Annotated in this window: 23 protein-coding genes; 7 read left to right on the top strand and 16 right to left on the bottom strand. The window is 71.1% G+C overall.

Annotated features, from left to right (window positions below; genetic code table 11):
- Positions 1-151: 151 nt before the first annotated feature.
- From MKK52_RS25480 to argJ, 7 genes are all read right to left on the bottom strand, one after another.
- Positions 152-1,120 (bottom strand): HpcH/HpaI aldolase/citrate lyase family protein, encoded by a 969-nt coding sequence (locus MKK52_RS25480; RefSeq protein ID WP_243959264.1) that lies wholly within the window; start codon positions 1,118-1,120, stop codon positions 152-154.
- Between the two features lie 109 nt (positions 1,121-1,229).
- Positions 1,230-3,974 (bottom strand): phosphoenolpyruvate carboxylase, encoded by a 2,745-nt coding sequence (locus MKK52_RS25475; RefSeq protein WP_243959262.1) that lies wholly within the window; start codon positions 3,972-3,974, stop codon positions 1,230-1,232.
- A gap of 184 nt (positions 3,975-4,158) precedes the next feature.
- A complete protein-coding gene (gene sucD, locus MKK52_RS25470; RefSeq protein WP_243959259.1) occupies positions 4,159-5,049 on the bottom strand; it encodes a succinate--CoA ligase subunit alpha in 891 nt (296 codons plus the stop codon).
- Positions 5,050-5,070: 21 nt separating this feature from the next.
- Positions 5,071-6,249, bottom strand: coding sequence for a malate--CoA ligase subunit beta (locus MKK52_RS25465; protein ID WP_243959257.1), 1,179 nt, complete (start codon positions 6,247-6,249; stop codon positions 5,071-5,073).
- Between the two features lie 229 nt (positions 6,250-6,478).
- Positions 6,479-6,889: a (deoxy)nucleoside triphosphate pyrophosphohydrolase gene (locus tag MKK52_RS25460; protein ID WP_243959255.1), complete on the bottom strand. Its 411-nt coding sequence runs from the start codon at positions 6,887-6,889 to the stop codon at positions 6,479-6,481.
- Positions 6,886-7,590 carry an SIMPL domain-containing protein gene (locus MKK52_RS25455; RefSeq protein WP_243959253.1) on the bottom strand — a complete coding sequence of 235 codons (705 nt, stop codon included), beginning with the start codon at positions 7,588-7,590 and terminating at the stop codon, positions 6,886-6,888. Before MKK52_RS25455 ends, MKK52_RS25460 begins: the two co-directional genes overlap by 4 nt.
- On the bottom strand, positions 7,587-8,834 hold the full coding sequence (argJ, locus tag MKK52_RS25450) for a bifunctional glutamate N-acetyltransferase/amino-acid acetyltransferase ArgJ (protein WP_243959250.1): 1,248 nt from the start codon (positions 8,832-8,834) through the stop codon (positions 7,587-7,589). The genes MKK52_RS25455 and argJ overlap by 4 nt, the downstream gene beginning before the upstream one ends.
- A gap of 318 nt (positions 8,835-9,152) precedes the next feature.
- On the opposite strand from argJ, the gene MKK52_RS25445 reads away from it, so the two are divergent.
- The gene (locus tag MKK52_RS25445) at positions 9,153-9,503 is read left to right on the top strand and encodes a histidine kinase (protein WP_243959248.1); all 351 of its coding nucleotides are present in this window, start codon (positions 9,153-9,155) and stop codon (positions 9,501-9,503) included.
- A 24-nt stretch (positions 9,504-9,527) separates the two neighbouring features.
- Here MKK52_RS25445 and MKK52_RS25440 read toward each other — a convergent pair whose 3' ends face one another.
- From MKK52_RS25440 to MKK52_RS25410, 7 genes are all read right to left on the bottom strand, one after another.
- Positions 9,528-10,325: a TetR/AcrR family transcriptional regulator gene (locus MKK52_RS25440; protein WP_243959246.1), complete on the bottom strand. Its 798-nt coding sequence runs from the start codon at positions 10,323-10,325 to the stop codon at positions 9,528-9,530.
- A 100-nt stretch (positions 10,326-10,425) separates the two neighbouring features.
- A complete protein-coding gene (gene proC / locus MKK52_RS25435) occupies positions 10,426-11,229 on the bottom strand; it encodes a pyrroline-5-carboxylate reductase (protein ID WP_243959758.1) in 804 nt (267 codons plus the stop codon).
- Positions 11,230-11,243: 14 nt separating this feature from the next.
- Positions 11,244-11,753, bottom strand: a complete 510-nt coding sequence (locus MKK52_RS25430) for a YbjN domain-containing protein (protein ID WP_243959244.1) — start codon at positions 11,751-11,753, stop codon at positions 11,244-11,246.
- Positions 11,754-12,034: 281 nt separating this feature from the next.
- Positions 12,035-12,316, bottom strand: coding sequence for an accessory factor UbiK family protein (locus MKK52_RS25425; protein ID WP_243959242.1), 282 nt, complete (start codon positions 12,314-12,316; stop codon positions 12,035-12,037).
- A gap of 179 nt (positions 12,317-12,495) precedes the next feature.
- Positions 12,496-12,750 (bottom strand): hypothetical protein, encoded by a 255-nt coding sequence (locus tag MKK52_RS25420; RefSeq protein WP_243959240.1) that lies wholly within the window; start codon positions 12,748-12,750, stop codon positions 12,496-12,498.
- 134 nt (positions 12,751-12,884) lie between these two features.
- Complete coding sequence (locus MKK52_RS25415) at positions 12,885-13,601, bottom strand: PhoH family protein (protein ID WP_243959238.1); 717 nt, start codon at positions 13,599-13,601, stop codon at positions 12,885-12,887.
- 317 nt (positions 13,602-13,918) lie between these two features.
- Complete coding sequence (locus MKK52_RS25410; RefSeq protein WP_243959237.1) at positions 13,919-16,282, bottom strand: ATP-dependent helicase; 2,364 nt, start codon at positions 16,280-16,282, stop codon at positions 13,919-13,921.
- A 106-nt stretch (positions 16,283-16,388) separates the two neighbouring features.
- Between MKK52_RS25410 and MKK52_RS25405 the strand changes: the two genes are divergently transcribed.
- The 3 genes from MKK52_RS25405 to MKK52_RS25395 all read left to right on the top strand — a co-directional run bounded on the left by MKK52_RS25405 (position 16,389) and on the right by MKK52_RS25395 (position 20,715).
- Positions 16,389-16,646 carry a hypothetical protein gene (locus tag MKK52_RS25405; RefSeq protein ID WP_243959234.1) on the top strand — a complete coding sequence of 86 codons (258 nt, stop codon included), beginning with the start codon at positions 16,389-16,391 and terminating at the stop codon, positions 16,644-16,646.
- Between the two features lie 85 nt (positions 16,647-16,731).
- The gene (locus tag MKK52_RS25400) at positions 16,732-20,190 is read left to right on the top strand and encodes an AsmA-like C-terminal region-containing protein (protein ID WP_243959232.1); all 3,459 of its coding nucleotides are present in this window, start codon (positions 16,732-16,734) and stop codon (positions 20,188-20,190) included.
- Positions 20,191-20,262: 72 nt separating this feature from the next.
- A complete protein-coding gene (locus tag MKK52_RS25395; RefSeq protein WP_243959230.1) occupies positions 20,263-20,715 on the top strand; it encodes a type II toxin-antitoxin system MqsA family antitoxin in 453 nt (150 codons plus the stop codon).
- Here MKK52_RS25395 and MKK52_RS25390 read toward each other — a convergent pair.
- On the bottom strand, positions 20,679-22,790 hold the full coding sequence (locus MKK52_RS25390) for a S9 family peptidase (protein WP_243959228.1): 2,112 nt from the start codon (positions 22,788-22,790) through the stop codon (positions 20,679-20,681). The genes MKK52_RS25395 and MKK52_RS25390 overlap by 37 nt on opposite strands.
- 384 nt (positions 22,791-23,174) lie before the next feature.
- Here MKK52_RS25390 and MKK52_RS25385 point away from each other — a divergent pair, with 384 nt between their 5' ends.
- The 3 genes from MKK52_RS25385 (at position 23,175) to MKK52_RS25375 (ending at position 24,866) form a co-directional block, all read left to right on the top strand.
- Positions 23,175-23,606: a MucR family transcriptional regulator gene (locus MKK52_RS25385; protein ID WP_243959227.1), complete on the top strand. Its 432-nt coding sequence runs from the start codon at positions 23,175-23,177 to the stop codon at positions 23,604-23,606.
- Between the two features lie 106 nt (positions 23,607-23,712).
- Positions 23,713-23,931 (top strand): hypothetical protein, encoded by a 219-nt coding sequence (locus tag MKK52_RS25380; RefSeq protein ID WP_243959225.1) that lies wholly within the window; start codon positions 23,713-23,715, stop codon positions 23,929-23,931.
- 74 nt (positions 23,932-24,005) lie between these two features.
- Positions 24,006-24,866 carry a DUF6456 domain-containing protein gene (locus tag MKK52_RS25375; RefSeq protein WP_243959223.1) on the top strand — a complete coding sequence of 287 codons (861 nt, stop codon included), beginning with the start codon at positions 24,006-24,008 and terminating at the stop codon, positions 24,864-24,866.
- Here MKK52_RS25375 and MKK52_RS25370 read toward each other — a convergent pair.
- Positions 24,863-25,285 carry a SufE family protein gene (locus MKK52_RS25370; protein WP_243959221.1) on the bottom strand — a complete coding sequence of 141 codons (423 nt, stop codon included), beginning with the start codon at positions 25,283-25,285 and terminating at the stop codon, positions 24,863-24,865. The two genes, MKK52_RS25375 and MKK52_RS25370, sit on opposite strands and share 4 nt — an antisense overlap.
- Positions 25,286-25,289: the final 4 nt, after the last annotated feature.

Raw genomic sequence — 25,289 nt, 5'->3', positions numbered from 1 at the left:
ATCGTCAGAGCGAAGACCATTCGCTTTACTCCCGGCCGCAACCGGCCGCGTGCGGCCCATCACGGACGGGCTGGTCAGGCCCGCGACAATATCCCTATCAGGACGGACAGAAGGCGCAACCGAAGTCAGGCCTCCTATCCGGTGTGAGCGGTCAGCGCATCGCGTCGGCCTTCTCGATCAGCGCTTCGGCCATGCGGATGGAGGCGATGTCGATGAGGCGGCCGTCGAGGGAGACGGCGCCGCGCCCGGCCTTGGCAGCCTCCTGCATCGCTTCGAGGATGCGACGGGCCTTGGTCACTTCGGCCTCGGAGGGGGTGAACACCTCGTTGGCGAGCTCGATCTGGCTCGGGTGGATCGCCCACTTGCCCTCGAAGCCCAGGGCCGAGCAGCGGCGGGCCGCCGAGCGGTAGCCGTCCGGATCGGAGAAGTCGCCGAACGGGCCGTCGATCGGGCGCAGGCCGTAGGCGCGGCAGGCCACCAGCATCCGGTTCTGGGCGAACAGCCACGGGTCCTGCCAATGGGTCTGGCGGGCGCCGGATTCGTCCTTGTCGGTGAGGACCGAGAAGTCGGGGTTCACGCCGCCGATCACGGTGGAGCGGGCGCGGGTCGAGGCGGCGTAGTCGGCCACGCCGAAGGACATGGCCTCCAGGCGCTTGGACGACTGGGCGATGGCCTCGACGTTGGCCATGCCGAGCGCGGTCTCGATCAGCACCTCGAAGCCGATCTTCTTCTCGCGCTTCTTGGCCTGCTCGATCTGGGTGGTGAGCACGTCGATGGCGTAGACGTCGGCCGGCACGCCGACCTTGGGGATCAGGATCATGTCGAGGCGCGGGCAGGCCTCCACGATGTCCACCACGTCCCGGTACATGTAGTGGGTGTCGAGACCGTTGATGCGGATCATCATGGTCTTGTTGCCCCAATCCAGGTCGTTCAACGCCTGGATGATGTTCTTGCGGGCCTGCTCCTTGTCGTCGGGCGCGACGGCATCCTCGAGGTCGAGGAAGATCACGTCGGCGGCCGAGGAGGCCGACTTTTCCATGAAGGTCGGGTTCGAGCCGGGAACGGCGAGTTCCGAGCGGTGCAGGCGCGCCTTGGCCTGCTGGATCAGGGTGAAGCTCATTCTTGTTTTCCTCCTTGGGTGGTCTTGTCCCGCGCGGGTGGGATGGCGCGCGCTGGGGTTTCAACTGGGGCCGCCGACCCTTCCGAACAGGGCCGCCGGGGCGTCGCGCTCACCCGGTCGCCCCGAAGCCGACGGCGATACAGTTGATCGACAGGAGCAGGGCGGATTTCACTGCCTCCTTCCGGTCCTCGTCCGTCTCGCTGCGGTAGCGGGCGAGCAGTTCGACCTGCTCGCGGGAGACCTGGTTGATCGTCGGCAACCGCCCCTTCAGGCGGTCGCGGAACAGGGGGAAGCGCTCGGCCAGTTCCGAGCCGCCGCTCACCCGCAGCACCATCTCCCGCGTCAGGGCGTATTCGGCCTCGATGGCGGAGAAGATCCGGTCGCGGATGCCCGCATCCGGCACGAGGCCGGCATAGGCGCGGGCGATGTCGAGATCGACCATCAGCAGCGTCTTCTCGACCTCGTCGAGCACGAGGCGCAGCACCCGCGAGTCGGCGAAGAGGCGCTTCAGGGTGGCCTCGCCCTCCCGGCCGCGCACGTCGATGAAGCTCGCGAGCCCCGAGCCGACGCCGTACCAGCCGGTCACGACGTGCCGGTTCTGCGACCACGCGAACACCCACGGGATCGCGCGCAGGTCCGAGAGCGAGCGCGCGCCGAAGCGCCGGGCCGGGCGCGAGCCGATGTTGAGGAGCGCGATCTCGTCGAGCGGGCTCGCGGCCTGGAAGTAATCGACGAGGCCCGGCGTGTTGAGCAGGTTGACGTAGGCCGCGCGCGAGGCCCCCGCGAGGGCTTCCAGGGCGTCGTCGTGGCCCGCCGGCTGGCCGTTGCCGTCGCCGGCGAGCGCGTGCTCGAACACCGAGGCCGCGAGCAATTCCATCTGGTAGGCGGCGGTGCCCCGGTTCGCGTATTTGAACGAGACCACCTCGCCCTGCTCGGTGATGCGGAAGCGTCCCCGGATCGAGCCCGGCGGCTGGGCCGCGATGCCACGATGGGTCGGCACGCCGCCCCGGCTCACCGAGCCGCCGCGCCCGTGGAAGAAGGCAATCGGCACGCCGAGTTCCTGGCCGAGGCGCGTGAGCTTGCTCTGCGCCTTGTAGAGCTCCCAGTTCGCCGCGACGAAGCCGCCATCCTTGTTCGAGTCGGAATAGCCGATCATCACCTCCTGCACCCCGCCCTGCCAGCGGGTTGAGCGGCGCACCACCGGCACGGCGAGCAATTCGCGCATGATGGCGGGGCCGGCGCGCAGGTCGTCGATGGTCTCGAACAGGGGCACGATGGGCAGCGGGCAGATCTCGGTGCCCGAGGCGTCGAGGAACACGCCCGCCTCCTTGGCCAGCAGGTAGGCGCCGAGGATGTCCGGCACCGAGCGGGTCATCGACAGGACGAAGGCGCCGAAGGCCTCGCGGTCGAGGTTCTCGCGCATCTCGGCCACGAGGGCGAAGGTGGCCAGCGTCTCGCGGGCGGCGTCCGGCAGGTTCTCGAAGGAGCGCTCCGGGTCGCGCGGGCGGGCGAGGCTCGCGTCGAGCCAGGACCGCCATGCGGAGGAATCGAGGGCGGGGGGCTCGCCCTCGCCGTTCTCCTGCTGCCACAGGGCGCGCAGGGTCTCGCTGGTGCGGGTGGTGTTCTCGCGCAAGTCGAGGCGCACCGTCGAGAAGCGGAAGATCTCCACCATCCGCCGCACCGGCCGCACGAGGTCGCGGGCCAGCGCGCCGCATTTCGCGTCGGCGAGGCCCCGTTCCAGGGTGCGCAGGTCCTCGATCAAGCTATCCGCGCTCGGATAATCCGGGCCGGAGGGGTGGAGCCCCTCGTTGCGGGCGATGGTCGCCTCGATCTTGCGCAGGACGCAGGAGAGATACTGACGATAGGCCTCGCCGGGGTTGCGCCGCTCGATGGCCCGCGCCTGCCCGCTCTCGGACAGCTGGTGAGCCAGGGCCTCGCGGAACGCCGGCGGCACGGCGAGCGTCCGCTCGGTGAGCGACAGGGTTCGGCCGAGTTCGCGCACGCCGTCGCGGTAGCGGCTCAGCGAGGCGAGGGCGTTGCGCTGCAGGGTGGTGCGCGTCACCGCCGCCGTGACGAACGGGTTGCCGTCCCGGTCGCCGCCGATCCACGAGCCGAACTGGAAGAAGGGCGGCACCTTGAACGGGGTGTCGGGATAGGCCTCGCTCAGCGATTCTTCGAGGGAGACCATGGTCTCCGGCAGCATCTCGAACAGCGATTCATCGAAGAAGTGCAGGCCCCAGGCGACCTCGCGCTCGACGGTCGCCTTCTCCAAGTGCAACTCGCCCGTCATCCAGACCAGTTCGATCTGGTCGCGCAGCTCGTTCATCAGGCCGTTGCGCTCGCGGTCGGTCCAGCGCGGCATCTCCAGTTCGCGCAGCACGAGGTAGATGCGGCGGAACTTCTCCAGCACGGTCACGCGCTTGCCCTCGGTCGGGTGGGCGGTGAGCGTCGGGCGGATGCGCAGGTCGTTGAGCAGCGCCTGGATCGTCTCCGGCGGGATGCCCCGGGCGCGGGCCTCGGCGAACACCTTCGCGAAGGACCCGCCCAGCGCCGCGCGCCCCTCCGTCCGCTCCGTGTGGCGGCGGCGGCGCATGGCGGCGTTCTGCTCCGCGATGGAGATCAGTTGAAACCAGATCCCCTGCACCTGGAGGGCGCGGGCCAGCATCTCCGGCGAGAAGCGTGAGATGTCGGCGGTGCCGTGCAGCACCGCTTCCAGCTCGGGATCGTGGCGGCGGGCGACGTCGAGCAGGGCCTGGAACAGGATGTCCAGCGCGCCCTCGGACGAGGTGCCGGTGATGACCGGCGGCGCGAAGCCGGTGACCGAGGCGGGGCTGGCGTGAAGCGTCGTGGGCATGGGGCAGCCCTCTTTTCTGTCGTTCGTCTCGAAGGTCGCGGCGACGCCTGCGCCCTCTCTCAAACCGGGCTCCGTCTTTGCGAGCTGAGCGAAGCAATCCAGGGACACGCCACGGTCTGAGACGTCCCGCTGCCCTGGATTGCTTCGCTGTCGCTCGCAAAGACGATGAGGCTTTTGGAGGCGGCTACGCCGCCCGCGCGAGCACGTCGGCGACGGTCTGGCCGAAGGAGCCGGGGTCGGGCGCCACGGTGAGGCCGTAGCTCTTCATGATCTCGGCCTTCTCGGCGGCGCTGTCGCCGGTCGCGGAGATGATCGCGCCGGCATGGCCCATGCGCCGGCCCTTCGGGGCGGTGAGGCCGGCCACGAAGCCGATCACCGGCTTCGACATGTTGTCCCGGATCCAGGCCGAGGCCTCCGCCTCCTGCGGGCCGCCGATCTCGCCGATCATCAGCACCGCGTCGGTGTCCGGGTCCATCTCGAACAGGGCGAGGTGGTCGAGGAAGGACGAGCCGTTGATCGGGTCACCGCCGATGCCCACCGAGGTCGAGATGCCGAGGCCAAGTTCCTTCAGCTGCGAGGCGGCCTCGTAGCCGAGGGTGCCGGAGCGCGAGATCACGCCGACATTGCCCTTCAGGTAGATGTGGCCGGGCATGATGCCGAGCATCGACTTGCCGGGCGAGATGATGCCCGCGCAGTTCGGACCCACCACCATCGTCCGCTTCTCCTTGGGGTAGCGGTAGAGGTAGCGCTTCACCCGCATCATGTCCTGGGCGGGGATACCGTCGGTGATGGAGCAGACGAGGCGCAGGCCCGCATCGGCCGCCTCCATGATCGCGTCCGCTGCGAAGGGCGGGGCGACGAACGTGATCGAGGTGGTGGCGCCGGTCGCCTCCACGGCCTCCTTCACGGTGTTGAACACCGGCAGGCCGAGATGGGTGCGCCCGCCCTTGCCGGGCGTGACGCCGCCGACAACGTTGGAGCCGTAATCCAGCATCTCCTTGGCGTGGAAGGTGCCCTTGTCGCCGGTGATGCCCTGGACGATGATCGGCGTGGTTTCGTCGATGAGGATGCTCATGGCGCGATCTCCCCCCTGAACTCAGCGGTTATTCTTGGCAGCGTTGCAGGCGTCGACCGCCTTGCGTGCGGCCTCGGTCAGCGTGTCGGCGGTGATGAGGTCGAGACCGCTTCCGGCCAGGATCTTCTTGCCGGCCTCGACGTTCGTGCCGGCCAGCCGCACCACCAGCGGCACGTCGATCTTCACCTCGCGGGCGGCTTGGATGACGCCCTCGGCCACCCAGTCGCAGCGGTTGATGCCGGCGAAGATGTTGACGAGGATCGCCTTCACGTTGCGGTCCGAGAGGACCAGCCGGAAGGCGGTCGCCACGCGCTCGGGGGAGGCGCCGCCGCCGACATCGAGGAAGTTCGCCGGCTCACCACCGGCATGCTTGATCATGTCCATCGTGGCCATGGCCAGTCCGGCGCCGTTGACGATGCAGCCGATCTCGCCCTCGAGGCCAATGTAGCTGAGGTTGTGCTCGGCGGCCTGGGCCTCGCGCGGGTCGCCCTGGGACGGGTCGTGCATGTCCGCGATGCCGGGGCGGCGGAACAGGGCGTTGTCGTCGAAGGACATCTTGGCGTCGAGCGCCAGCACCCGGTCGTCCTTGGTGACGACCAGCGGGTTGATCTCCAGCATCGTGCCGTCGCAATCGCGGAACGCCCGGTAGGCGTTCATGATCGTCTTCACCGCCGCAGCGACCTGCTTGATGTTGAGGCCGAGCTTGAACGCGATCTCGCGGGCCTGGAACTGCTGCAGGCCGACGGCGGGCTCCACCACGACCTGGATCAGCGCCTGAGGCTCCTCGGCGGCGATCTGCTCGATCTCCATGCCGCCGCGCTGGCTGGCGATGACGCGGACGCGCTCGGCCTTCCGGTCGAGGACGAAGCCCAGATAGAGTTCGCGCTCGAACGGGTCGGCGGTCTCGACGTAGACGCGCTGGACCGGCTTTCCCTCGGGGCCGGTCTGGTGCGTGACGAGGCGCTTGCCGAGGAGCTCCTTGGCCGCGTCGCGGACGTCGTTGTAGGTGCGGCAGAGCTTGATGCCGCCGGCCTTGCCGCGGGCGCCGGCATGGATCTGCGCCTTCACCGCCCAGAAGGAGCCGCCGAGTTCGGTGGCGGCGTAAACCGCTTGGTCCGGGCTGAAGGCGATGGCGCCTTTCGGAACCGCGACGCCGAAGCTCGCGAGCAGCTCCTTGGCCTGGTACTCGTGAACGTCCATGCGGCGCCTCCTCCGGTGTCTCTTGGTGACCCGTGTTCGGCGTTTATTTTACTTGTAGCCCACGATTCCGCCCGTCAAATTTTTTGATTTGCTGGTTCAGCCTGCCTTTCTCGCGGCCGCAGCACGAACCGTATGCAATGGTGCGTTGCGAAATGCTTGAAACGACGAAGCCGGACGCTGTCCGCGCCCGGCTTCGACTTGAGGTGCCGGCAAAAATATTTTGCGGCGGCTATCCGAGCAGGTCGATGAGGAACGGAATCAACGGCGCGTCGGCCGGGGGCATGGCGAGGTCGCGCAGGGCCTTCGGAGACACCCACTTGAGGGCCTGCCCCTCCAGGGAGCGCGGCGTGCCCTCCCAGCGGCGGCAGACGTAGAGCGGCATCAGCAGGTGGAAGTCCGGATAGGGGTGGCTCGCGAAGGTCAGGGGCGCGAGGCAGGGCTCCGCGACCGTGATGCCGAGCTCCTCCGCCAGCTCGCGGATCAGGGTCTCCTCCGGGCGTTCGCCGGGCTCGACCTTGCCGCCGGGGAATTCCCACAGGCCGGCGAGCTGCTTGCCGGCGGGGCGCTCGCTCACCAGCACGCGCCCGTCCGCATCCACGAGGGCCACGGCGACGACGAGGAGAAGGCGAAGACCGCTCATCGGTCGAGGGCGAAGGTGGCCGAGACGGAGGCCGCGCTCTCGATGCTGCCGGCCTCGACGGGCACCGGCCGCGCCTTGGGGGAGGGCGCCGCCATGGCGCGCATGGCGAAGGGTCCGGGGCCGGTGTCGAGGGCGGTGAGGGTGCAGAGGCTCCCGAGCTTCGCGCCCACGGCCTCGGCCAGGGTGGCGGCGCGGGTGCGGGCATCCTTGGCGGCGGCGACCTGCAGGGCGGCGCGGGCCGCCTCCGGGTCGCGCAGGCCGAAGGTGATGCCGTCGATGCGGTTCGCGCCCGAATCGAGGATCCGCCGTAGGAGGTCGCCGAGGCGGCCCATGTCACCGACGCGCAGGCGCACGATGTTGGTTGCCGCGTAGCCGTCCGGCTCCTCGGTGACGCCCCCCGGCCGGTTGACCGCGCGGATGGCGGGCTGGAGGCTCACCGCCGCCGTGCCGATCTCCGCCGACGACAGGCCGGCGTCGCGGGCGGTGGCGGTGAGACCCGCCACGGCCTTCGAGGCGGCGTCGAGGGCGGCGGCGGCGTTGGCGCCCTTCGCCTCGATGCCGATGGCGACCTCGGCGAAATCCGGCGCCTGCGCGGAGGCGGCGTGCCCGGTGACGCTGACGTGCCGGTCGCAGGGCCGGTCGTCGGCGCGGGCGGCCCCGCCGGCCAGCAGCGCGAGGAGGGCGAGGGGCGCCGCTCTCACGAGCGGTAATCCCCGTTGATCTCGATGTAGCCCTTGGTCAGGTCGCAGGTCCACACCCGCGCTTGGCCGGAGCCGAGGCCGAGGTCGACGCGGATCTCCACCTCCGGCGCCCGCATCACGGCGCTGGCGGCGTCCTCGCTGTAGGCGGGGTCGCGGGCGCCCGCGACGGCGACGCGGACATCCCCGAACCAGATCGCGAGGCGGTCCCGGTCGGCGGGCTCGCCGGCCTTGCCGACCGCCATCACGACGCGGCCCCAGTTGGCGTCCTCGCCGGCCACGGCGGTCTTCACCAGCGGCGAGTTGGCGATGGACATCGCGATGCGGTGGGCGGAGGCGTCGCTCTCGGCGCCGCCGACCCGCACCGTCACGAACTTGCGGGCGCCCTCGCCGTCGCGGGCGACGAGCTGGGCCAGTTCCGCGAGCAGGTCGTCCAGGGCCGCCTTGAACCCGGCGAGCGCCGGGTCGGCGGCGTCCGCCACCTCGGCGTGGCCGGCCTGGCCCGTGGCGAACAGCATCAGCGTGTCGGAGGTCGAGGTGTCGCCATCGACGGTCACGCAGTTGAAGCTGTCGTTCGCGCCCTGCGCCAGCAGGGCCTGCGCCGCCCCCTGGGACAGGGCGGCGTCGGTGAACACGAAGGCGAGCATCGTCGCCATGTCGGGGGCGATCATCCCCGCGCCCTTGGCGATGCCGTTGATGCGCACCTTGGTGCCGCCGATCTCGGCCTCGCGGGTGGCGAGCTTGGGGAAGGTGTCGGTGGTCATGATGGCGCGGGCGGCCTCGGCCCAAGCCTCGGCGCCGTCCTGCGCGCGGCCCGCGCAGTCGGCGAGCACGCCCTCGAACCGCTCGGCCGGCAGCGGCTCGCCGATCACGCCGGTCGAGGCGATGTAGACCTCGTCCTCGGCGCAGGAGGCGGCCTGCGCGGCGATCCGGGCGGTGAGCGCCACGGCTTCGCGGCCGAGCCGGCCGGTGAAGGCGTTGGCGTTGCCCGAATTCACCACGAGGGCGCGGGCCCCGCCGTTGGCGAGGGCATCGCGGCACCAATCGACCGGCGCGGAGGGACATTTCGAGCGGGTGAACACCCCCGCCGCCCGGGTGCCGGCATCGAGCCCGACGAACAGCACGTCGGTGCGCCCGCTGTAGCGGATGCCGGCCTGGGCCGTAGCGAGGCGCACCCCGGCGACCGGCGGCAGGTCGGGATAGGAAGTGGGCGCGAGGGGCGAAACGGGCGACGGCTTGGACGACATCGAATCGGAAGCTCCGTGATCCGGCTGAGAGCCGGCCGCCCATTGGTGTTGCCCGCCGGGGCCCCGCCGCGTCAACCGGTTCCAGGGGCCGTTGCCTCATACGGCGCCACCCTCGGCGCATGCCTCCCCCTTGGGCAGCGCCGGCATCGTTTGGGGCAATTTCGCGGTTCCGCCCTTGCGCGAAAACAAGATCACGGCATAGCATGCCGCATTGCAACGCGAAGTGGTGGCCTTACGCGCATGGGATCAACCGCCGTCGGACCCTCCGTACGGTTTGCTTCCGCTACCGGGGGTTGTTACCGCATCCAGGTGCTCGTGGTGGGGCACGACAAGCGCTGGCGCGACGAGGCGGCGGCGCATGTCCACCGCGTCGGCTTCCAGGCCACGCTCTGCGACCGCGGGGTCGATGCGATGACGGTGCTGGCGCTGGGCCTGCCCGTCGATGTGCTGGTCATCGATACGGCGTTGCGGGGCAGCCTGTGCGGCAGCCGCCTCGCCGTGGAGGCGCGGGTGCTGCGGCCGAACCTGCGCATCGTCTTCGCCAGCGACGACACCGACGACGGCATCGCTGACATGATCCCCGACGCCCTCACCGTGGACCGCGACCGCCTCACCGGGGGCGAGGTGGTCGGCACCGTGCGGGACGTGCTGGCCGGGCGGTTTTCCTGAGAGGTACCCCGACCCTCCACGACCTCAGGATGAGGTCGAGGCAGGCGGCTCGTCGCGCAGATTGTCCTCCCGATCCGCCCGCGAGCGCCGGTCGAGGAGGGAGCGGCCCACGGCGCGCAGGGGGGCGGTGAGGCGGCGGACGTCCTCCGCGCGTTCCATGAACCGCTCGCCGCTGCGGATCTCCTTGTCGAGCCGGGCCATGGTCCGGGCGAGCGCGGGATCGTCGTCGTCCAGCCACACCTGCGTCACGCGGGCGAAGGCGATCACCACGCCCTGCAGCTTGAGCTGGCCGAGCGGCCCCTCGGTGTCGATGCCGGCGGCGGCCAGCATGTAGCGGTGCGAGTTCAGCATCACGCCGTTGAGGGCGAGCAGCGAGAACGGATCGCCGCGCAGGGCGTAGGAGATCCGCTGCAGGGCGGTCTTGTAGGGGGTCATCGCGTCGAGGCGGCGCATCAGCACGTCGAACAGGCGCTCCCGCGTCGGCTCGTCGGCGAGGTCCGTGCCGTCGCCCTCCAGCACCTTGCGGTCGATGATTCGCGCAAGGCCGCCGAGCACGGCGCCCTTCGAGGGGAACAGTTCGCGCAATTCGCCGAGCGTCATCCCCGCCTCGCGGGCGATGTCGCTGACCTCGATGTCGTTCCAGGGCTGCTCGGCGGCGAGCCGCATCAGCGCCTCGACGGCGGCCTCGCGCGGCGACGGCTTCGGGGCGGCCGGGGCATCCTCGCGCTCCGGCGCGGCGGCGGGCGCCTCGGTGGCGGCGGCGGAAGCGGCGGGCGCGGCGGCCTTGCGGGGGCGCTTGGTCGGGCCTTTGGGATCGGTCATCGCAGGTCGTCGTTCCGGTCTGTCCTGCCCCCCATTTAGGCGCGGAACCGCCCCATGTCAGGGGCGGGCGCGGGATGCCGCAGAGGGAAGGCCCCCCGATTCAGCCCGACAATTCACCCGCGCGACGCTGGGCGGCAGCCACGGCGCGGCGCATCAGCGGCGCCATCCCGTCCTCGGCCATCAGCACCTGAAGGGCCGCCGCCGTGGTGCCGCCGGGGGAAGTCACGGCCTGCCGCAGGGCGCCGGCCTCGGTCCCTTCGGCGTCGAGCAGGGCGCCCGCGCCGGCCACCGTCGCCCGCGCCAGCCGCGTCGCCACATCCGGCGGGAGCCCGGCCTCGATCCCGGCCTGGGCAAGGGTCTCGACCAGGAGGAAGACATAGGCCGGGCCGGAGCCCGACACGGCGGTGACGGCGTCGATCATCGCCTCGTCGTCGAGCCACGCGACCGTGCCCGAGGCCGCGAGCAGCGCGTCGGCGCTCGCCCGCTGGCCCTCGGAGACCGCGCCGTTGGCGAAGGCCCCCGTGGCGCCGTGGCCGATGCTCGCCGGCAGGTTCGGCATCGCCCGCACCACGGCCCGCGCCGCTGGCAGGCGCCCGTGCAGATCCGCGACGGTCTTGCCGGCCAGCACCGAGACGAGGAGCGTGTCCGGCCCGATCCGCCGGTCGAGGCCGGGCGCGGCCGCGTCGAGCCCCTGGGGCTTGACCGCGAGCACCAGCACGGCCGCCGGGGCCGGGTCGGGCGGGTTGAGGGCGACACCCCGCTCGGCGCAGAGCTGTGCCATCGTCTCGGAGGGCGCCGGGTCGAGCACGACGGTGGCGGTCGGGTCGAGGCCGGCCTCCAGCCAGCCCTCCAGCATCGCCCCGCCCATCTTGCCCACGCCGACCAGCATCAGCGAGGCGGGCATACCCGGCCGGGCGCTCACGCCTCGCCTTCGGTCTCGAACAGGGCGGCGTCGAGGGCCTCACGGGCGTTCTTGCCCGCCCAGAGCACGAACTGGAACGCCTGGAAGTAGCGCTCGCAGGCATCGACCGCGCATTTCATCATGGTCGCGCATTGCGGCTGGGTCGGCACCACCCCGCCCGCCAGGAGGAGGGAGTGGCGGAACATCACCACGTGGTCGCTCGACCACAGGTCGAAATGGCCGATCCAGAGCTGCTCGTTCACGAGGCCGATCAGCTTCTGGATCTCGGGGCGGCGGCGCTCCGGCACCTTCAGGTCGAAGGCGCAGGCCACGTGCAGGGCCTCCACGTCCTCGATCCAGGTGAAGGCGACGTGATAGTCGGTCCACCGGCCGGGACTGTTCACGGACATCTCGTCCGTTTCCGCCCGGTCGAAGATCCAGTCGCGCAGCGAAGCCAGCCGTTCGACCACGTCGAGCGGGTGCTCGGTCCGGTTCGGATCGTGATAGTCGATGTGAAGCAGCGGCATGACGATCCAAGTTGACGGCGCGGATACTCTCCGTGCCGGCGCAATGACCACGTGACGAGGGGCGCCTCGACGCCCCGAGATCGAGAGTTGTTTGGCCGATAGGGAGGTGGACAACGAGAACGACTAGGAAACGTCCGCTCTCATCCTTCCGCCTGCCCCGAATCAGTCCATGACCCAATATAAACCGGGCGCGACTCGCGACACAAAGCCGATTGCGGGATCGGTGAACAGGAAACGGAATCGCCGGGGCGGCTTCCTGTGCAAAACCATTTCCGCCGAAATCAAGCCCCTTCGCTCAGGCCCGCGACCCCGGCGGCGGGGCCCGCCTTGGCTTCCAGGGCGGCGACGCGGGCGGTCAGGGCGTCGTTCTGGGTGCGGAGCGTGGTGACGAGGTCGCGCAGCACGTCCAGCTCCTCGCGGGAGGCCACGTCAAGGTCGCGGATCAGCCGTTCGGCCTGGGCGCGGACGACCGTCTCGGCCTCGCGGCGCACGCCCTGGGCGGCTCCGGCGGCGTCGGTCATCAGGCGGGCGAGGTCGTCGAACAGGCGGTTGGAGGGGGGCATCGTCCGTCTCCCGGAAGGGTCGCCGGACGCCGCGCCGGCGGCGCTGGCAGATCCGGGGACCGCGTGCGCCCCGACATAAGAATCTTGCGGCGCCGGGGCAACGCCGGCCCGGCTCGGATCGGTTCGTCGTCGGTCGAGGGGTGGCGCCCTCCGGTCGCGACCGGAAGGCGCCGAACGGCTCACATGCCGTGGCGCATCATCCGGCGCTCCATGTGGCGGCGCATCATGCGGCGCTCCATGTGCCGGTGCATCATGCGGCGCTCCATGCGACGGTGCATCATCCGGCGCTCCATCGGCGACATGCGCACGTCCGTGGTCATGGCCGCGGGGGCGGCGATCGCGGTCGGGGAGGCGGGGACGGCAAGGGCGGGGGTCGCCAGCGCCGCGCCGAACAGGGACGCGAAGGCGGCGGCGGTCAGGGTCAGTTTCCTCACGAGGGAGACTCCAATTCTTCCGTTTGCCGGGATGACACCCGGTTTGTCCTCCCGCAGGGGGAGGTTCGGGGAGTTGTCTCGCGCCGAGAAGGGCACGGCGGACCGTCGCCAGTCCGCCGTGTGTAACGGTCAGGTCAGAGATTCGTTTCCTCGAAGGCTGCGACCCATTCGGCGCAGATGCCGGAGCGGACGATGTCCGCGCGGGTGAACTCCACGACCGGGATCGGCATCATCCGGCTCTTCACGAGGTGGATCACCGTGCGCAGGCCCGAGGTCTCCCGCAGGTCGGTCTGGGACACGTCGCCGTTGATGATGACCTGGCAATCGTCGCCGATGCGGGTCAGGAACATCTTGATCTCGTTGGTGGTGGTGTTCTGCGCCTCGTCGAGGATCACGAGGCAGTTCTTGAAGGTGCGTCCGCGCATCACCTCGAAGGGGACGATCTCGATGTCCCCGGCCTTGAGGGCGATCTCGAAGGCACCGGCCCCCATCCGCTCCTTCATCGCCTCGGTGAGCGGGGCGACCCAGGGGGCGATCTTCTCTTCGAGGGTTCCGGGGAAGAAGCCGAGCGACCGGCCGGAGGGCACGTTGGGCCGCGTGATGACCACCTTGGCGATGCGGCGCTGGCGGAGTTGGTCGGCGGCGCGGGTTCCGGCGATGTAGGTCTTGCCGGTGCCGGCGGGGCCGAGGACGATCACTTGAGGGGAGCGGCCGAGGGCTTCGAGATACTCGGCCTGGCGATCGGTGAGAGGTTGTATCGGGCTGAGATGCCGCTCCTCGTCGAACCGTGTGCGGTGGAGGCGGGTCGTTCGGTCTTCAACCAATTCAAGGCGTGCGCGGCGTCTCTTCATGGGTCAACACTCCAACGGGGCTGGCCTATCTGGACGTGTACCTGAACCGACGTAGTCTACGTACTCCTGCTACTTTCAAGCATAGCGATGGGCCAATTCTTGGCGCTCATCGAAGTTCCAGGGCTTCGAAGGTTGCCTGTGGAGAGTAAACCATTTCACCCCCGGAACGGAGCCGGCGAAGCAACCAACACACCAAAATCGGCTGCGCGCCAGATTTGTTCACCGGGTGTGACTCGCGGGTGACGGTTTCGGGCCGGAGGGCCGGAAAGGCGCGAAGTCCTATTCCGTCCCGGGCCGGCGTGTCCCGGCGGCCACGCTCAGGCGGGCTGGACGAAGCTGTCGAGGACCATCTTCCGCCCCGCCTTGTCGAAATCGACGGTGAGCTTGTTGCCGTCCACCGCCGCGACCTCGCCGGGGCCGAACTTCGTGTGGAAGACCCGCTGCCCCGTGCTGTAGGCGGAGGGCGTGCCCGTCGACTTGGCGATCAACTCGCCCTCGATCTGCCGGGGGCCCGACGAGGCGGTGCCCCGCCGGCCGGGGGAGGCGCCGAAGCCGCGCCCGCCGGTGTTGGCATTCGTGCGCTCTTGCGCGCGCTGCCAGCCCGGCGTGCCGTAGCTCGATCCGAACGGCTGCGGGTTGCGGTCGAAGCGCGAGGCGCCGGCCGAATAGTGGGCGGGAGCGTCCACCACGTCCACCGAGGCGGCGGGCAATTCGTCGATGAAGCGCGAGGGGATGGTCGAGGACCACAGCCCGTGGATGCGCCGGTTGACCGCGAAGGACAGCTTCGCGCGCTTGCGGGCGCGGGTGAGGCCGACATGGGCGAGGCGGCGCTCCTCCTCCAGGCCCGCGCGGCCGCTCTCGTCCAGCGCCCGTTGGTTCGGGAACAGGCCGTCCTCCCAGCCGGGGAGGAACACCGTGTCGAATTCCAGCCCCTTGGCCGCGTGCAGCGTCATCAGCGAGACGCGGTCGGCGCCCTCGGCCTCGGAGGCCTCCATCACCAGGGAGACGTGTTCGAGGAAGGCCGCCATGTCGGGGAATTCCTCCATGGAGCGGACGAATTCCTTCAGGTTCTCCAATCGGCCTGCAGCGTCGGCGGAGCGCTCTTTCTGCCACATCTCGGTGTAGCCGGATTCCTCCAGGATCGTCTGCGCGACCTCGTTGTGCGGCTGGCTCTCCACGAGCCGCGCCCAGCGGGAAAAGCTCTCGGTCAGCGCCCGCAGGGTCTGGCGGACCTTGGGCTTCAGCTCGTCGGTCTCGCACAGGCGGCGGGCGGCGGTGAGCAGCGGCACCCGCTCGGCGCGGCCGTAGCCGTGCAATTGCTGAAGCGTGGCGTCGCCGAGGCCGCGCTTGGGCGTGTTGACGATCCGCTCGAAGGCGAGGTCGTCGCTGCCGTTCATGGTGACGCGCAGATAGGCGAGCGCGTCGCGGATCTCGGCCCGCTCGTAGAAGCGCGGACCGCCGATCACCCGGTAGGGCAGGCCGAGCTGCACGAACCGGTCCTCGATCTCGCGCATCTGCGCCGAGATGCGCACCAGCACCGCGATCTCCGAGAGCGGATGCTTCTTCACCTGAAGCGTTTCGATGGCCTCGGCGAGCAGCCGCGCCTCCTCCTCCGAATCCCAGGCGCCCGTCACCGTCACCGGCTCGCCGGGCTCGTCCTCGGTGCGCAGCGTCTTGCCGAGCCGGCTCTCGTTCTTGGCGATGAGGCCCGAGGCGGCGGCGAGGATGTGCCCCGTCGAGCGGTAGTTGCGTTCGAGGCGCACCACGGTGGCGCCGTGGAAGTCGTGCTCGAAGCGCAGGATGTTGTCGACCTCGGCGCCGCGCCAGCCATAGATCGACTGGTCGTCGTCGCCGACGCAGGCGACGTTCTTGCGCTTCTGCGCCAGCAGCCGCAGCCACAGGTACTGCGCGACGTTGGTGTCCTGGTACTCGTCGACGAGGATGTACTTGAACCGCTCCTGGTAGTTTTCGAGGACGTCCGGGTTCTCACGCCAGAGCTTGAGGCAGAGCAGCAGCAGATCGCCGAAATCGACCGCGTTCAGGGTCGCGAGGCGGGCCTGGTAGGCGGTGTAGAGGGCGCCGCCCTTGCCGAAGGCGAAGGAGGTCGCCTCGCCCGGCGGCACCTGCTCCGGCGAGAGGCCGCGGTTCTTCCAGCCGTCGATCGTGTGGGCGAGGGCGCGGGCGGGCCAGCGCTTCTCGTCGATGTTCTGGTCGGCCAGCACCTGCTTCATCAGGCGCAGCTGGTCGTCCGTGCCGAGGATGGTGAAGTCGGATTTCAGCCCCACCATCTCGGCGTGGCGGCGCAGGATCTTGGTGCCGATGGCGTGGAAGGTGCCGAGCCAGGGCATGCCCTCGCCCGCCGGGCCGATCAGCGACCCGATCCGCGACTTCATCTCGCGGGCGGCCTTGTTGGTGAAGGTCACGGCCAGGATGTCGAAGGGCCGGGCGCGGCCGGTGGTGATCAGGTGCGCGATGCGCGTGGTCAGCACCCGCGTCTTGCCCGTGCCCGCGCCCGCGAGCACGAGGATCGGCCCCTCCGTCGTCTCGACGGCGAGGCGCTGCTCGGGGTTCAGCCCGTCGAGATAGCCGTCCGACTCCCGCCGTAGCGTGCCGAGGGCGCGGGCGGTGATCGAAGCGGTGGGGCCGTCCGCGGCGGGCAGGGCATTCGGGCGGTTCTGCATCGTTCCTCACTGGACCAAATCGCGAACGGCGTCGAGGCCGGAACCCCGCCGCCGGCTGCCGCTTGACCCGTCAGACGTCTCGATAACCGACACCGCAAGGCCCCCCATGCGTCCGTTCACCGCCCTGACTGTCCTCTCTCTGTCCCTCGCCCTCACGGCCGCCCCGGCCCTGGCGCAGGTGCAGCAGGCCAACCCGAACGCCGCCAACGATTCGATGTCGCGGATGAGCACCCAGCGCTCGCAGGAGATCGGTGCCGGCCCCTCCGCGAACGGTGGCGCGACGATGACCCAGCCGCGCAGCGCCCCGACCCCGCCGCCCATCCCGTCGCCCATCCCCAGGGCCGGCGGCGCCACGGGCCGCTGAGGGCTCGCGCGGGCCCGCCCCCTTCATGCTATAGGCGCGGGCGGGCGGCCCACGGGGGCACGCGGAGAGGTCTGGAACGGGAACGGTGCGTGATCTGCTGACCGCGCTGGCAGGCGCGATCGTCCTCGTCCTGATCGCGGCGCTCGCCGTTCCGCCCTTCATCGACTGGACGGCCCACCGGGCCTTCATCGACCGCACGCTGTCGCAATCCCTCGGGGTGCCGGTGCAGAGCCAGGGCCGCGTCGAGGTGCGGCTCCTGCCCTCGCCGCGCCTGCGCGTCGACCGGCTCGTGGTCGGCGGGCGGGACGGCCCCGCCCTCGACGCCCGCTTCGTGAAATCCGAGATCGCGCTGGCCCCGCTCCTGAAGGGCGAGGCGCGGTTCACCGAGACGCGGGTCGGCCGAGCCGAGATCCGCCTGCCGGTGAGCGAGGGCGAATCGGTCCACCTGCCGCGCGGCCTCCTCGACGGGCTGCGCACGAAGGATCTCGCCATCGAGAACCTTCAGATCCAGCAATTCCTCGTCACCACGGCGGTGCGCGCCACCGGCCGGACGGACCAGTTCACCGCCGACGACGTGCGGGTGCAGGCGCCCTCCCTCGTCGGCCCGTGGCGCGTCGAGGCGACGAGCGGCGGCGTGCCCTTCCGGGCCGTCAGCGGCACGCCCGATCCCGAGGGCCGCCTGCCGGTGAAGATCTCCGGCGGCGGCGACGCCTCGCCCCTGTTCGAGGTCGATGCGCGGTTCGGGCTCGCCCTCGACGACACCGATTCGGATGCCAGCATCGTGCGGGCCGAGGGCACCGCGCGGCTGGTCGTCGGGCCGCCGAGCCAGGCGGCGGGCGCCTACCTGCCCTTCACCCTGTCCGGGGCGTTCAAGTCGCGCGGCACGCAGGTGCGGTTCGATCAGGCGAGCGTGGACATCGACCCCGGCGGCAAGACCCTGCACCTCGAAGGGACCGGCCGCCTCGACCTGCACCAGTGGCGGGCGGCCCTCTCCCTCAAGGCCCGCCGGCTCGATCTCGACGCCTTCCTCACCTCCACCGAGGGCGGGGCCCTGCTGGCGCGGGGCATCCCGCGCGGCGGCTGGGGCCTGCCGGTGATGCTCGATCTCGACGTCGCGGTGGACAGCGCCGCCTTCGGGGCCGCCGAATGGAGCGACATCGCGGTCGCGGGCACGGCGGAGCGGGGCGGCGGGCTCCTGATCCGGCGCCTCGCCGCGACCGGCCCCGGCGAGGCGCGGATCACCGCCAGCGGCGAGATCGAGGGGGCACCCCTGCGGCTCACCGGCCCGGTCTCGCTCCTCGCCAAGCAGTCGGACGCCCTCGGGCGGCTGTTGCGCCGCCTCGGCGCCGAGGGGCCGTGGCTGAGCCTGTTCGACGGGCGGGCCCTCGACCTCTCGGCGGATGTCGCGGCCTCGCCCTCCGATCTTTCCCTACGCAACCTGCGTGCCGGATTCGGCACCGCCCGCCTCAGCGGCAATGCCCGCTACGTCGCCCCCGAGGCCGGCACGCGGGGCCGGTTCGAGGCGCAGCTGCTGGCGAGCGGCCTCGACATCGCCGCCCTCCCGCCCTCCGGCACGGCCCTCTCGGCCCTGCGCGACATGGACCTCGCCCTGACCCTCCAGGCGAAGGACGTGCGCTTCGGCAGCGTCGGCTCCGGGGCGGGCACCATCGCCGCGCGGATCCAGTCCGATGGAGGCCGCCTCGTGGTGGACAGCCTCGACGTGAGCGACCTCGCGGGCGCCAGCGCCAAGCTCTCCGGCTCGCTCGCGGCGGACGGCACCGGCCGCATCGCCGGCCGGCTTCAGGCCCCCGCCGCCGCGCCCCTCGTCGGGCTGCTCGAACGGGTCTGGTCGGACGAGCTGCAGGCCGTTCCGGCCTTCCTGCGCACCGCGCCCCTCGACCTCGCCGTGGTCCTCGACCGGGACGCGCCGGAGAGCGGCGGCCTGCGGGTGCAGGCCAAGGGCAAGGCCGGCGGCGGCACCCTCGACCTTGCCGTGCGCAGCCGCGACGGACGCTTCCTCGCCGGCAACGGCACGCTCTCCACCCCCCACGCGGGATCGTGGTTCGGCCGCACCGACATCCCCGGGCTGCAACAGCCGGCGGACCTGCGCTTCACCGCCGAGCCGCGCGGCGCGGTCTCGGAGCTGCGCCTGCCGAAGGAGCCTGAAGGGATGGGCTTCGCCCTCACCGTCGCCGGCACCGTGGCGGGGCTTTCCATCGGCACCGACCAGCCGATCCTCCTGCCCGCGAAGGGCGCGGCGCCGGAGGGCGGGCGGATCACCCTGCGCACGGCCGACCTCGCCCCGTTCCTCACCCTCGCGGGCGCGGCGCGGCTGGAGCCGGGCGCATGGCCCGCCGACCTCACGGCGACCCTGTCCGCGGACGGGGGCGATCCGCAGGCGGCGGTCAGCGGCGCGATCGCGGGCTCCGCCGTCGAGGGCACGCTCATCCGCGGCGGCGACGGCGCCTTGCGCGGCCGGGCCCGCCTCGCCCAGCTGTCGCTGCCCCGGCTCGCGGCCGCCTTGCTCATGCCGCTGGAGGGGGGCCGCCCCGGCCCGTTGCCGGCCCGGCCGCAGGGCAGCCTCGACCTCGGTGTCGCGCGCCTCGATCTCGGCCGGGGGCTCGTCGCCTCGGACGCGGCCTTCACCTTCGGCCTGGAGCCCGACACCCTCACACTCGGCGGCCTGACGGCGCGGCTGGCGGACGGGCGGCTCTCCGGCAGCGCGACCCTGGCGCGCCGGGGCGACAGCCTCGCCGTGACGGGGGAGGGGAGTGCGGAGGACCTGTCGCTCGGCGCCCTGTCCGGGGGCCGCGCGCTCACCGGTCGCCTGACCGCCGGGATGCGGTTCGCGGCGAGCGCCAACGCCCTGCCGGCTCTGGCCGCCAACCTCGCCGGGAGCGGTCGCCTGACGCTCAAGGACCTCGCCGTCTCGGGGCTCGATCCTGCCGCCCTCGGCCGCGCCCTGGCGCTGGCCGCCGAGGCCGAGGACCCGCTGCGCGAGGGACGGCTCGGTGCCCTGGTCTCGCAGGAACTCGGCAAGGCGGGGGCGCAGGCTCCCGCGCCGGTCTCGGCCCCCGCCACCATCGTCGGCGGCGTGCTGCGGGCCGGGCCCCTCGACATCGATCTCGGCCCCGCCCGCTGGACCGGCAGCGTCACCGAGGATCTTCGCGAAGGCCGCCTCGACGCGCGCGGCACCCTCGCCGGCGGCGCGGTGCCCCCGGGCTGGCCGGCGGGCCCGCCTTCGGTGCAGTACGCCCTGACCGGCAGCCTCGCCGACCCGGCGCGGAGTCTCGATGCCGGCCCCCTTGCGACCGGCCTCGCGGCCTTCGTCCTGCAGCGCGAGCTGGAATCGCTGGAACTGAACGAGGCGGATCAGATCGAGCGCCAGCGCCGCCGCGACCGGATCGAGCTCGACAAGACCCGCGCCGCCGCCCTCAAGGCCTACGCGGACAAGCTCGCCGCCGAGGAGGCCGAGCGCCAAGCCCGCGAGCGCAGCGAAGCGCCCGCTCCGGCGGCCCCAGAGCCGGTGTCGCCGCAACCGTAGCGACACATTGATCTGCCTCCCTTGCAGAGGAGATGATCCAGTTGCGCCTCATGTCGTTCAAGGAGCGGTGAAATGCCCCGGCCGATCCTGCCCGAGACGATGACCTCGCCGGAGACGGGCCTGACGCTCGCGCGCGGCGTGCGTCCCTTCGCGGTGACGTACAAGGGCGAGACGCTCACCGTCGACCTGCCGGGCTATTACCCCGACGGCGAGGGGGAGGGGGTCCATGTCGGCGACGACATGACCATCGTGGATGCGGCGCTGCGGACCCTCAAGGAGAGGATCGACGGGCTGCCAAGCCCGGCGACCATCCGCCGGGTCCGGCGCAAGCTGAAGCTCTCCCAGCGGGAGGCCGGGACCCTGCTGCGGGTCGGCGAGAACGCGTTCGACAAGTACGAGCGCGGCCTCGTGGAACCCAGCGGGCCGACGATCCAGCTCATGCGCGTGCTGGACCGCCACCCCGAACTCGCCGAGGAGCTTCGGCTTTCCTACTCCACCCCCGCCGCCGCTAGGGCGAAGGCGTAGATCAGGGCGACTTCCTCCAGGCGGTCGAACCGGCCGGCGGCGCCGCCGTGGCCGGCTTCCATGTTGATCTTGAGCAGGATCGGCCCCCCGCCCGTCATGGTCGCGCGCAGGCGGGCGACCCACTTCGCCGGCTCCCAATAGGTCACGCGCGGGTCGGTGAGGCCGCCCAGCGCCAGGATCGCCGGATAGGCCTTCGCCTGCACGTTGTCGTAGGGCGAGTAGGCGAGGATCGTCTCGAAGGCCGCGACGCTCTCGGCCGGGTTGCCCCATTCGGGCCATTCCGGCGGGGTGAGCGGCAATTCCGCGTCGAGCATCGTGTTCAGCACGTCCACGAAGGGCACGTCCGCGCCGATGCCGGCGAACAGCTCCGGCGCGAGGTTGGCCACCGCCCCCATCAGCATCCCGCCCGCCGAGCCGCCATGGGCGACGATGCGCTTCTCCGCCGTGTAGCCGGCCGCGATCAGCGCCCGCGCGCAGGCCACGAAATCCGTGAAGGTGTTCGGCTTCTTCTCGCGCTTGCCGTCGAGGTACCAGCGCCAGCCCTTCTCCGTGCCGCCCCGGACATGGGCGATGGCGTAGACGAAGCCGCGATCCACCAGGGAGAGCAGGTTCGTGCGGAAGGCCGCCGGCATCAGCGTGCCGTAGGAGCCGTAGCCGTAGAGCAGCAGCGGCGCGGAGCCGTCGAGGGCCTGCCCCTTCCGGTGCAGCAGCGAGATCGGCACCTCCTGCCCGTCCTCGGCGGTCGCGAACAGGCGGCGCGTCACGTAGTTCGCCGGATCGTGCCCGCTCGGCACCTCCTGGCGCTTGCGCAGGTAGCGCTCGCGGCTGGCGCAGTCGTAGTCGAAGGTTTCGGCCGGGGTCGTCATCGAGGAATAGACGAAGCGAATCCGCGCCGTCTCGAACTCGCTGCCGGGCTGCAGGCCCAAGGAATAGGCCTCCTCTCCGAAGGCCACCGGGTGCTCCTGCCCGTCGAGGAGGTCGCGCACCACGATGCGGGGCTTCGCGTTCTCGATCTCCAGCCGCACCATGTGGCCGGAGAGGACGTGCAGGTGGCGGATCATCACCCCCGCCCGGTGCGGCACCAGATCCCGCCAGTTCTCGATGCCCGGATCGGAGAGCGGCGCGGTGACGACCTTGAAGTCCTCGGCGCCGTCCGCGTTGGTGCGGATGAACAGGCTCTCGCCGTGGTCGTCCACCGAGTAGATCAGGAGCGGCGTGCGCGCCTGGACGAGGAGCGCGGGCGAGGCCGGCGCGGCGCGGGCGATGAGGCGCACCTCGGCGGTCTCGTGGTCGCTCGCGGTGATGGCCAGGAACCGGCCGGATTGCGTCTCCGAGATGTGGACGAAGTAGCCGGCATCCGGCTCGACATAGACCGTCTCGTCCTCGGCCTGGGGCTGGCCGAGCCGGTGGAACATCACCCGCGCCGGGCGGTGGTTGGCGTCGAGGGCGACGTACCAGAACCCGCCGCCGTCCGCCGTCCAGACGGCCTCGCCGGAGGTCGCCTCGATCAGGTCCGGCCCGTCCTCCCCCGTGGCGAGGTCGCGCACCCGGATCGCGTGCAACTCCGAGCCCTTGGTGTCCGCACCCCAGGCGAGGCGGGCGTGGTCGTCCGAATGGGAGGCCGAGGCGATCTCGAAGAAGGGCAGCCCGGCCCCCTCCTTGTCGCCGTCGATGAGGATCGTCTCCTCCTCCGGCAGGCCGAGCGGCGCCTCCGGCCGGGTGGGGCGGCGGCAGACCAGGGGGTGCTGCCCGCCGTCGCGGTGGCGGGTGTAGTAGGCGAAGGGGCCGTCCGGCTCGGGCACGCCGCTGTCGTCCTCGCGGATGCGAGCGCGCATCTCGGCGACGAGGCGCTTGCGCAGGTCGGCGGTGCCGGCGAGCGCGGCGTCGGTATAGGCGTTCTCCGCGCGGAGATACGCGGCGATGTCCTCCGGCAGCGCGGCGGGGTCCTTCAACACCGCCTGCCAGTTCGCGGCCTTGAGCCACGCGTAATCGTCCTCGACCGTCCGCCCGTGGACGGTGACCTGCGACGGGCGGATCTCGGCGACCGGTGCATCCCCGCCCTTACCCTTCAGCATCTGCGCCCACTCCGTCTCGGCATTCATGGCGCCGGGTGTGCCGCGTGCGGCGGACGGAGGCAAGCGGAGCCGTCGCGGGATCGCAAAGCAACTGCGGATCGTATTTAAGTGGTAAATACTACTGCAGGAGAGGTATTGCAAATCAAATGAGGGATATCGGAAGCAATTGATTCGTCAATTTTGCCGTATTGGCGCCTTGCGATGCCTTTTCCGATATCTTATCCGAATTGAATGCCGCATGGTGTGGTTGTCGCGAAGTCAGGCTCCGGCGGCATGCAGCAAGTTCGTTAGTGATAACTCAGTCAGCGCGTTAGCGATTTAAAAACTAAACAGGAAACGACACGGGCTAACCACTCACTGCCCTTGAGGTAAGGATCTAAGGTCATGAAAAGACAGCAAGTCGCGCTCGACCGGATGCGGATGACCGTCAAGATCGCCACGTCTTACGTCGGCAACAGGAACGTCGCGGCGGAAGAACTCGTGCCCTTGCTCGAGCGCATCAGTCATGCGCTGGTCGGGGTGGCGACGGGCAAGGTCGTGGCGAAGGCGCCCACCGGCCCGCTCGAGCCGGCGGTGCCGATCAAGAAGTCGGTGACGGACGAATACATCATCTGCCTGGAGGACGGGCGCAGCTTCAAGTCGCTGAAGCGGCACCTGCGCGCGAAATACAATCTCAGCCCCGAGCAGTACCGGGCCAAGTGGGGCCTGCCGCCGGATTACCCGATGGTGGCGCCGAACTACGCCCAGGCCCGCTCCAACCTCGCCAAGGCGATCGGCCTCGGCCAGCCGCGCGAGAGCTTCGGGCAGGCGGCCTGATCCGCCGCTGCGGCCCCGGGTTCCGGCCCGGGGCAGGGCAACGCTTGCGCACCCGCGGCGTTATGGCTGAGCCGCGCTTGCCGCGATGGTCCCAGCGAGGAACGACATGGCCCGTGACCCCGTGACCGGCGAGGCGAGCCCCGCCGAGGATCTTGACGCCATCAACGCCAACCTCGCGGACTGGGCGGCGCGCTCGGCCGCGACCAGCGACGCGCTGGTGGAGCGGTTCGAGGCCATGGGCTACGAGGTCCGTGGCAAGGACGAGGACGCGATCGCCGAGGTGCTGCGCCACCCGCCGACGCGCCCTGTGGACAGATCTGCCTGAATTCTTGACTTAAGACTATTTTCTGGTATCTCTGGTTCCCTCCGGTCCACCGCGTCACGATGAGGGAACAAACCATGAACAAGCGCACGGATAGCGTGGCCCGTGGCCCCCTGCGCCGGGGCGAGGCGCGGCGGGCCGCCCCCGCGAGCGTGATCCTCTCGCGGGAGGCCTCGCGGCTGCTGGCGGCCCTGGCGAATCCGGGGGCGGAGGCGCGGCCCGATCCGTTCGACGGGGAGGCGCTGATCGTCCGCCGGGCGGAGGGCGGGGTGTCCCTCGGCGGCGGGCGGTTCCCCCGGCGGGCGGCGCAGGAGTTGCGCGCGGCCGACCTCGCGGCGGCGATGGCGGGCGGGCGCGTGGTCGTGACGGCGCCGGGCCTCGCGCGGCTGCGGCGGGAGCAGGGCGGCGCCATCGAGCCGTTCCGGGGGCAGCATCTCGACGTGGTGCGCGGCCGGGGGCCGGGCGAGCCGCCCCTGCGCGATGCCGGGGAGAGCCCGCTCGCCTGGATGGCCCGCCGCCGGGACCGCGACGGGCGCCCGATGATCGATCCGGTCGAATACGAGGCGGGGGAGCGCCTGCGCCGGGACATCGCCCAGGCGCTGATGCTGCCGAAGATGGGCGCGGACTGGACCGCCCCCCGCGTCGATGGCGGCGGCGCGTGGGACCCGGCCTCGGGGTCCGACAGCGCGGTGGCGGCGCGCCAGCGGGTGCGGGCGGCGCTCGCGGCGGTGGGGCGCGACCTGTCGGACCTGCTCCTCGACCTCTGCGGCTTCCTGAAGGGGCTGGAGCGGATCGAGACCGAGCGCCGCTGGCCGGCGCGCTCGGCCAAGGTGGTGGCCCGCATCGCCCTGGCGCGGCTCGCGGAGCATTACGGGCTGGAGCGCGAGGCGCGCGGGCCGGAGCGGGCCCGCTCCCGCCTGTGGCGGATGAACGGCTAGGCCGAGAGGCGCACCGCGTCGCGGTGGATGCGGTCGGCCATGGCGCGCACGCCGTTGGAGCGCTGGGGCGTCAGGTGCTCGCCGAGGCCGAGCTTGGTGTAGAGGGCAAAGGCGTCGGTGTCGGCGGCCTCGCGGGGGGACTTGCCGTCGAACAGGGCGACCATCAGGGCGACGAGGCCCCGCACGATGTGGGCGTCGCTGTCGCCCTTCACCCGCAACCTGCGGTCGCCCCCGGCCTCGTCCACGGCGAGGTCGAGCCAGACTTGGCTGGCGCAGCCCTGCACCTTGTTGGCCTCGGCGTGCAGGGCCTCGTCGGCGGGGGGCAGCTGGCGGCCGAGCTCGATCAGGTAGCGGTAGCGCTCCTCCCAATCGTCGATGAACTCGAAATTGTCGATGATGGTCGTGATGGGCGGCAGCATGATG

Source organism: Methylobacterium sp. J-067 (assembly GCF_022829465.1).
Taxonomy (GTDB): Bacteria; Pseudomonadota; Alphaproteobacteria; order Rhizobiales; family Beijerinckiaceae; genus Methylobacterium; species Methylobacterium litchii.
The sequence above is the reverse complement of the archived record's forward strand: the minus strand, read 5'-3'. Positions and strand labels throughout refer to the sequence as shown.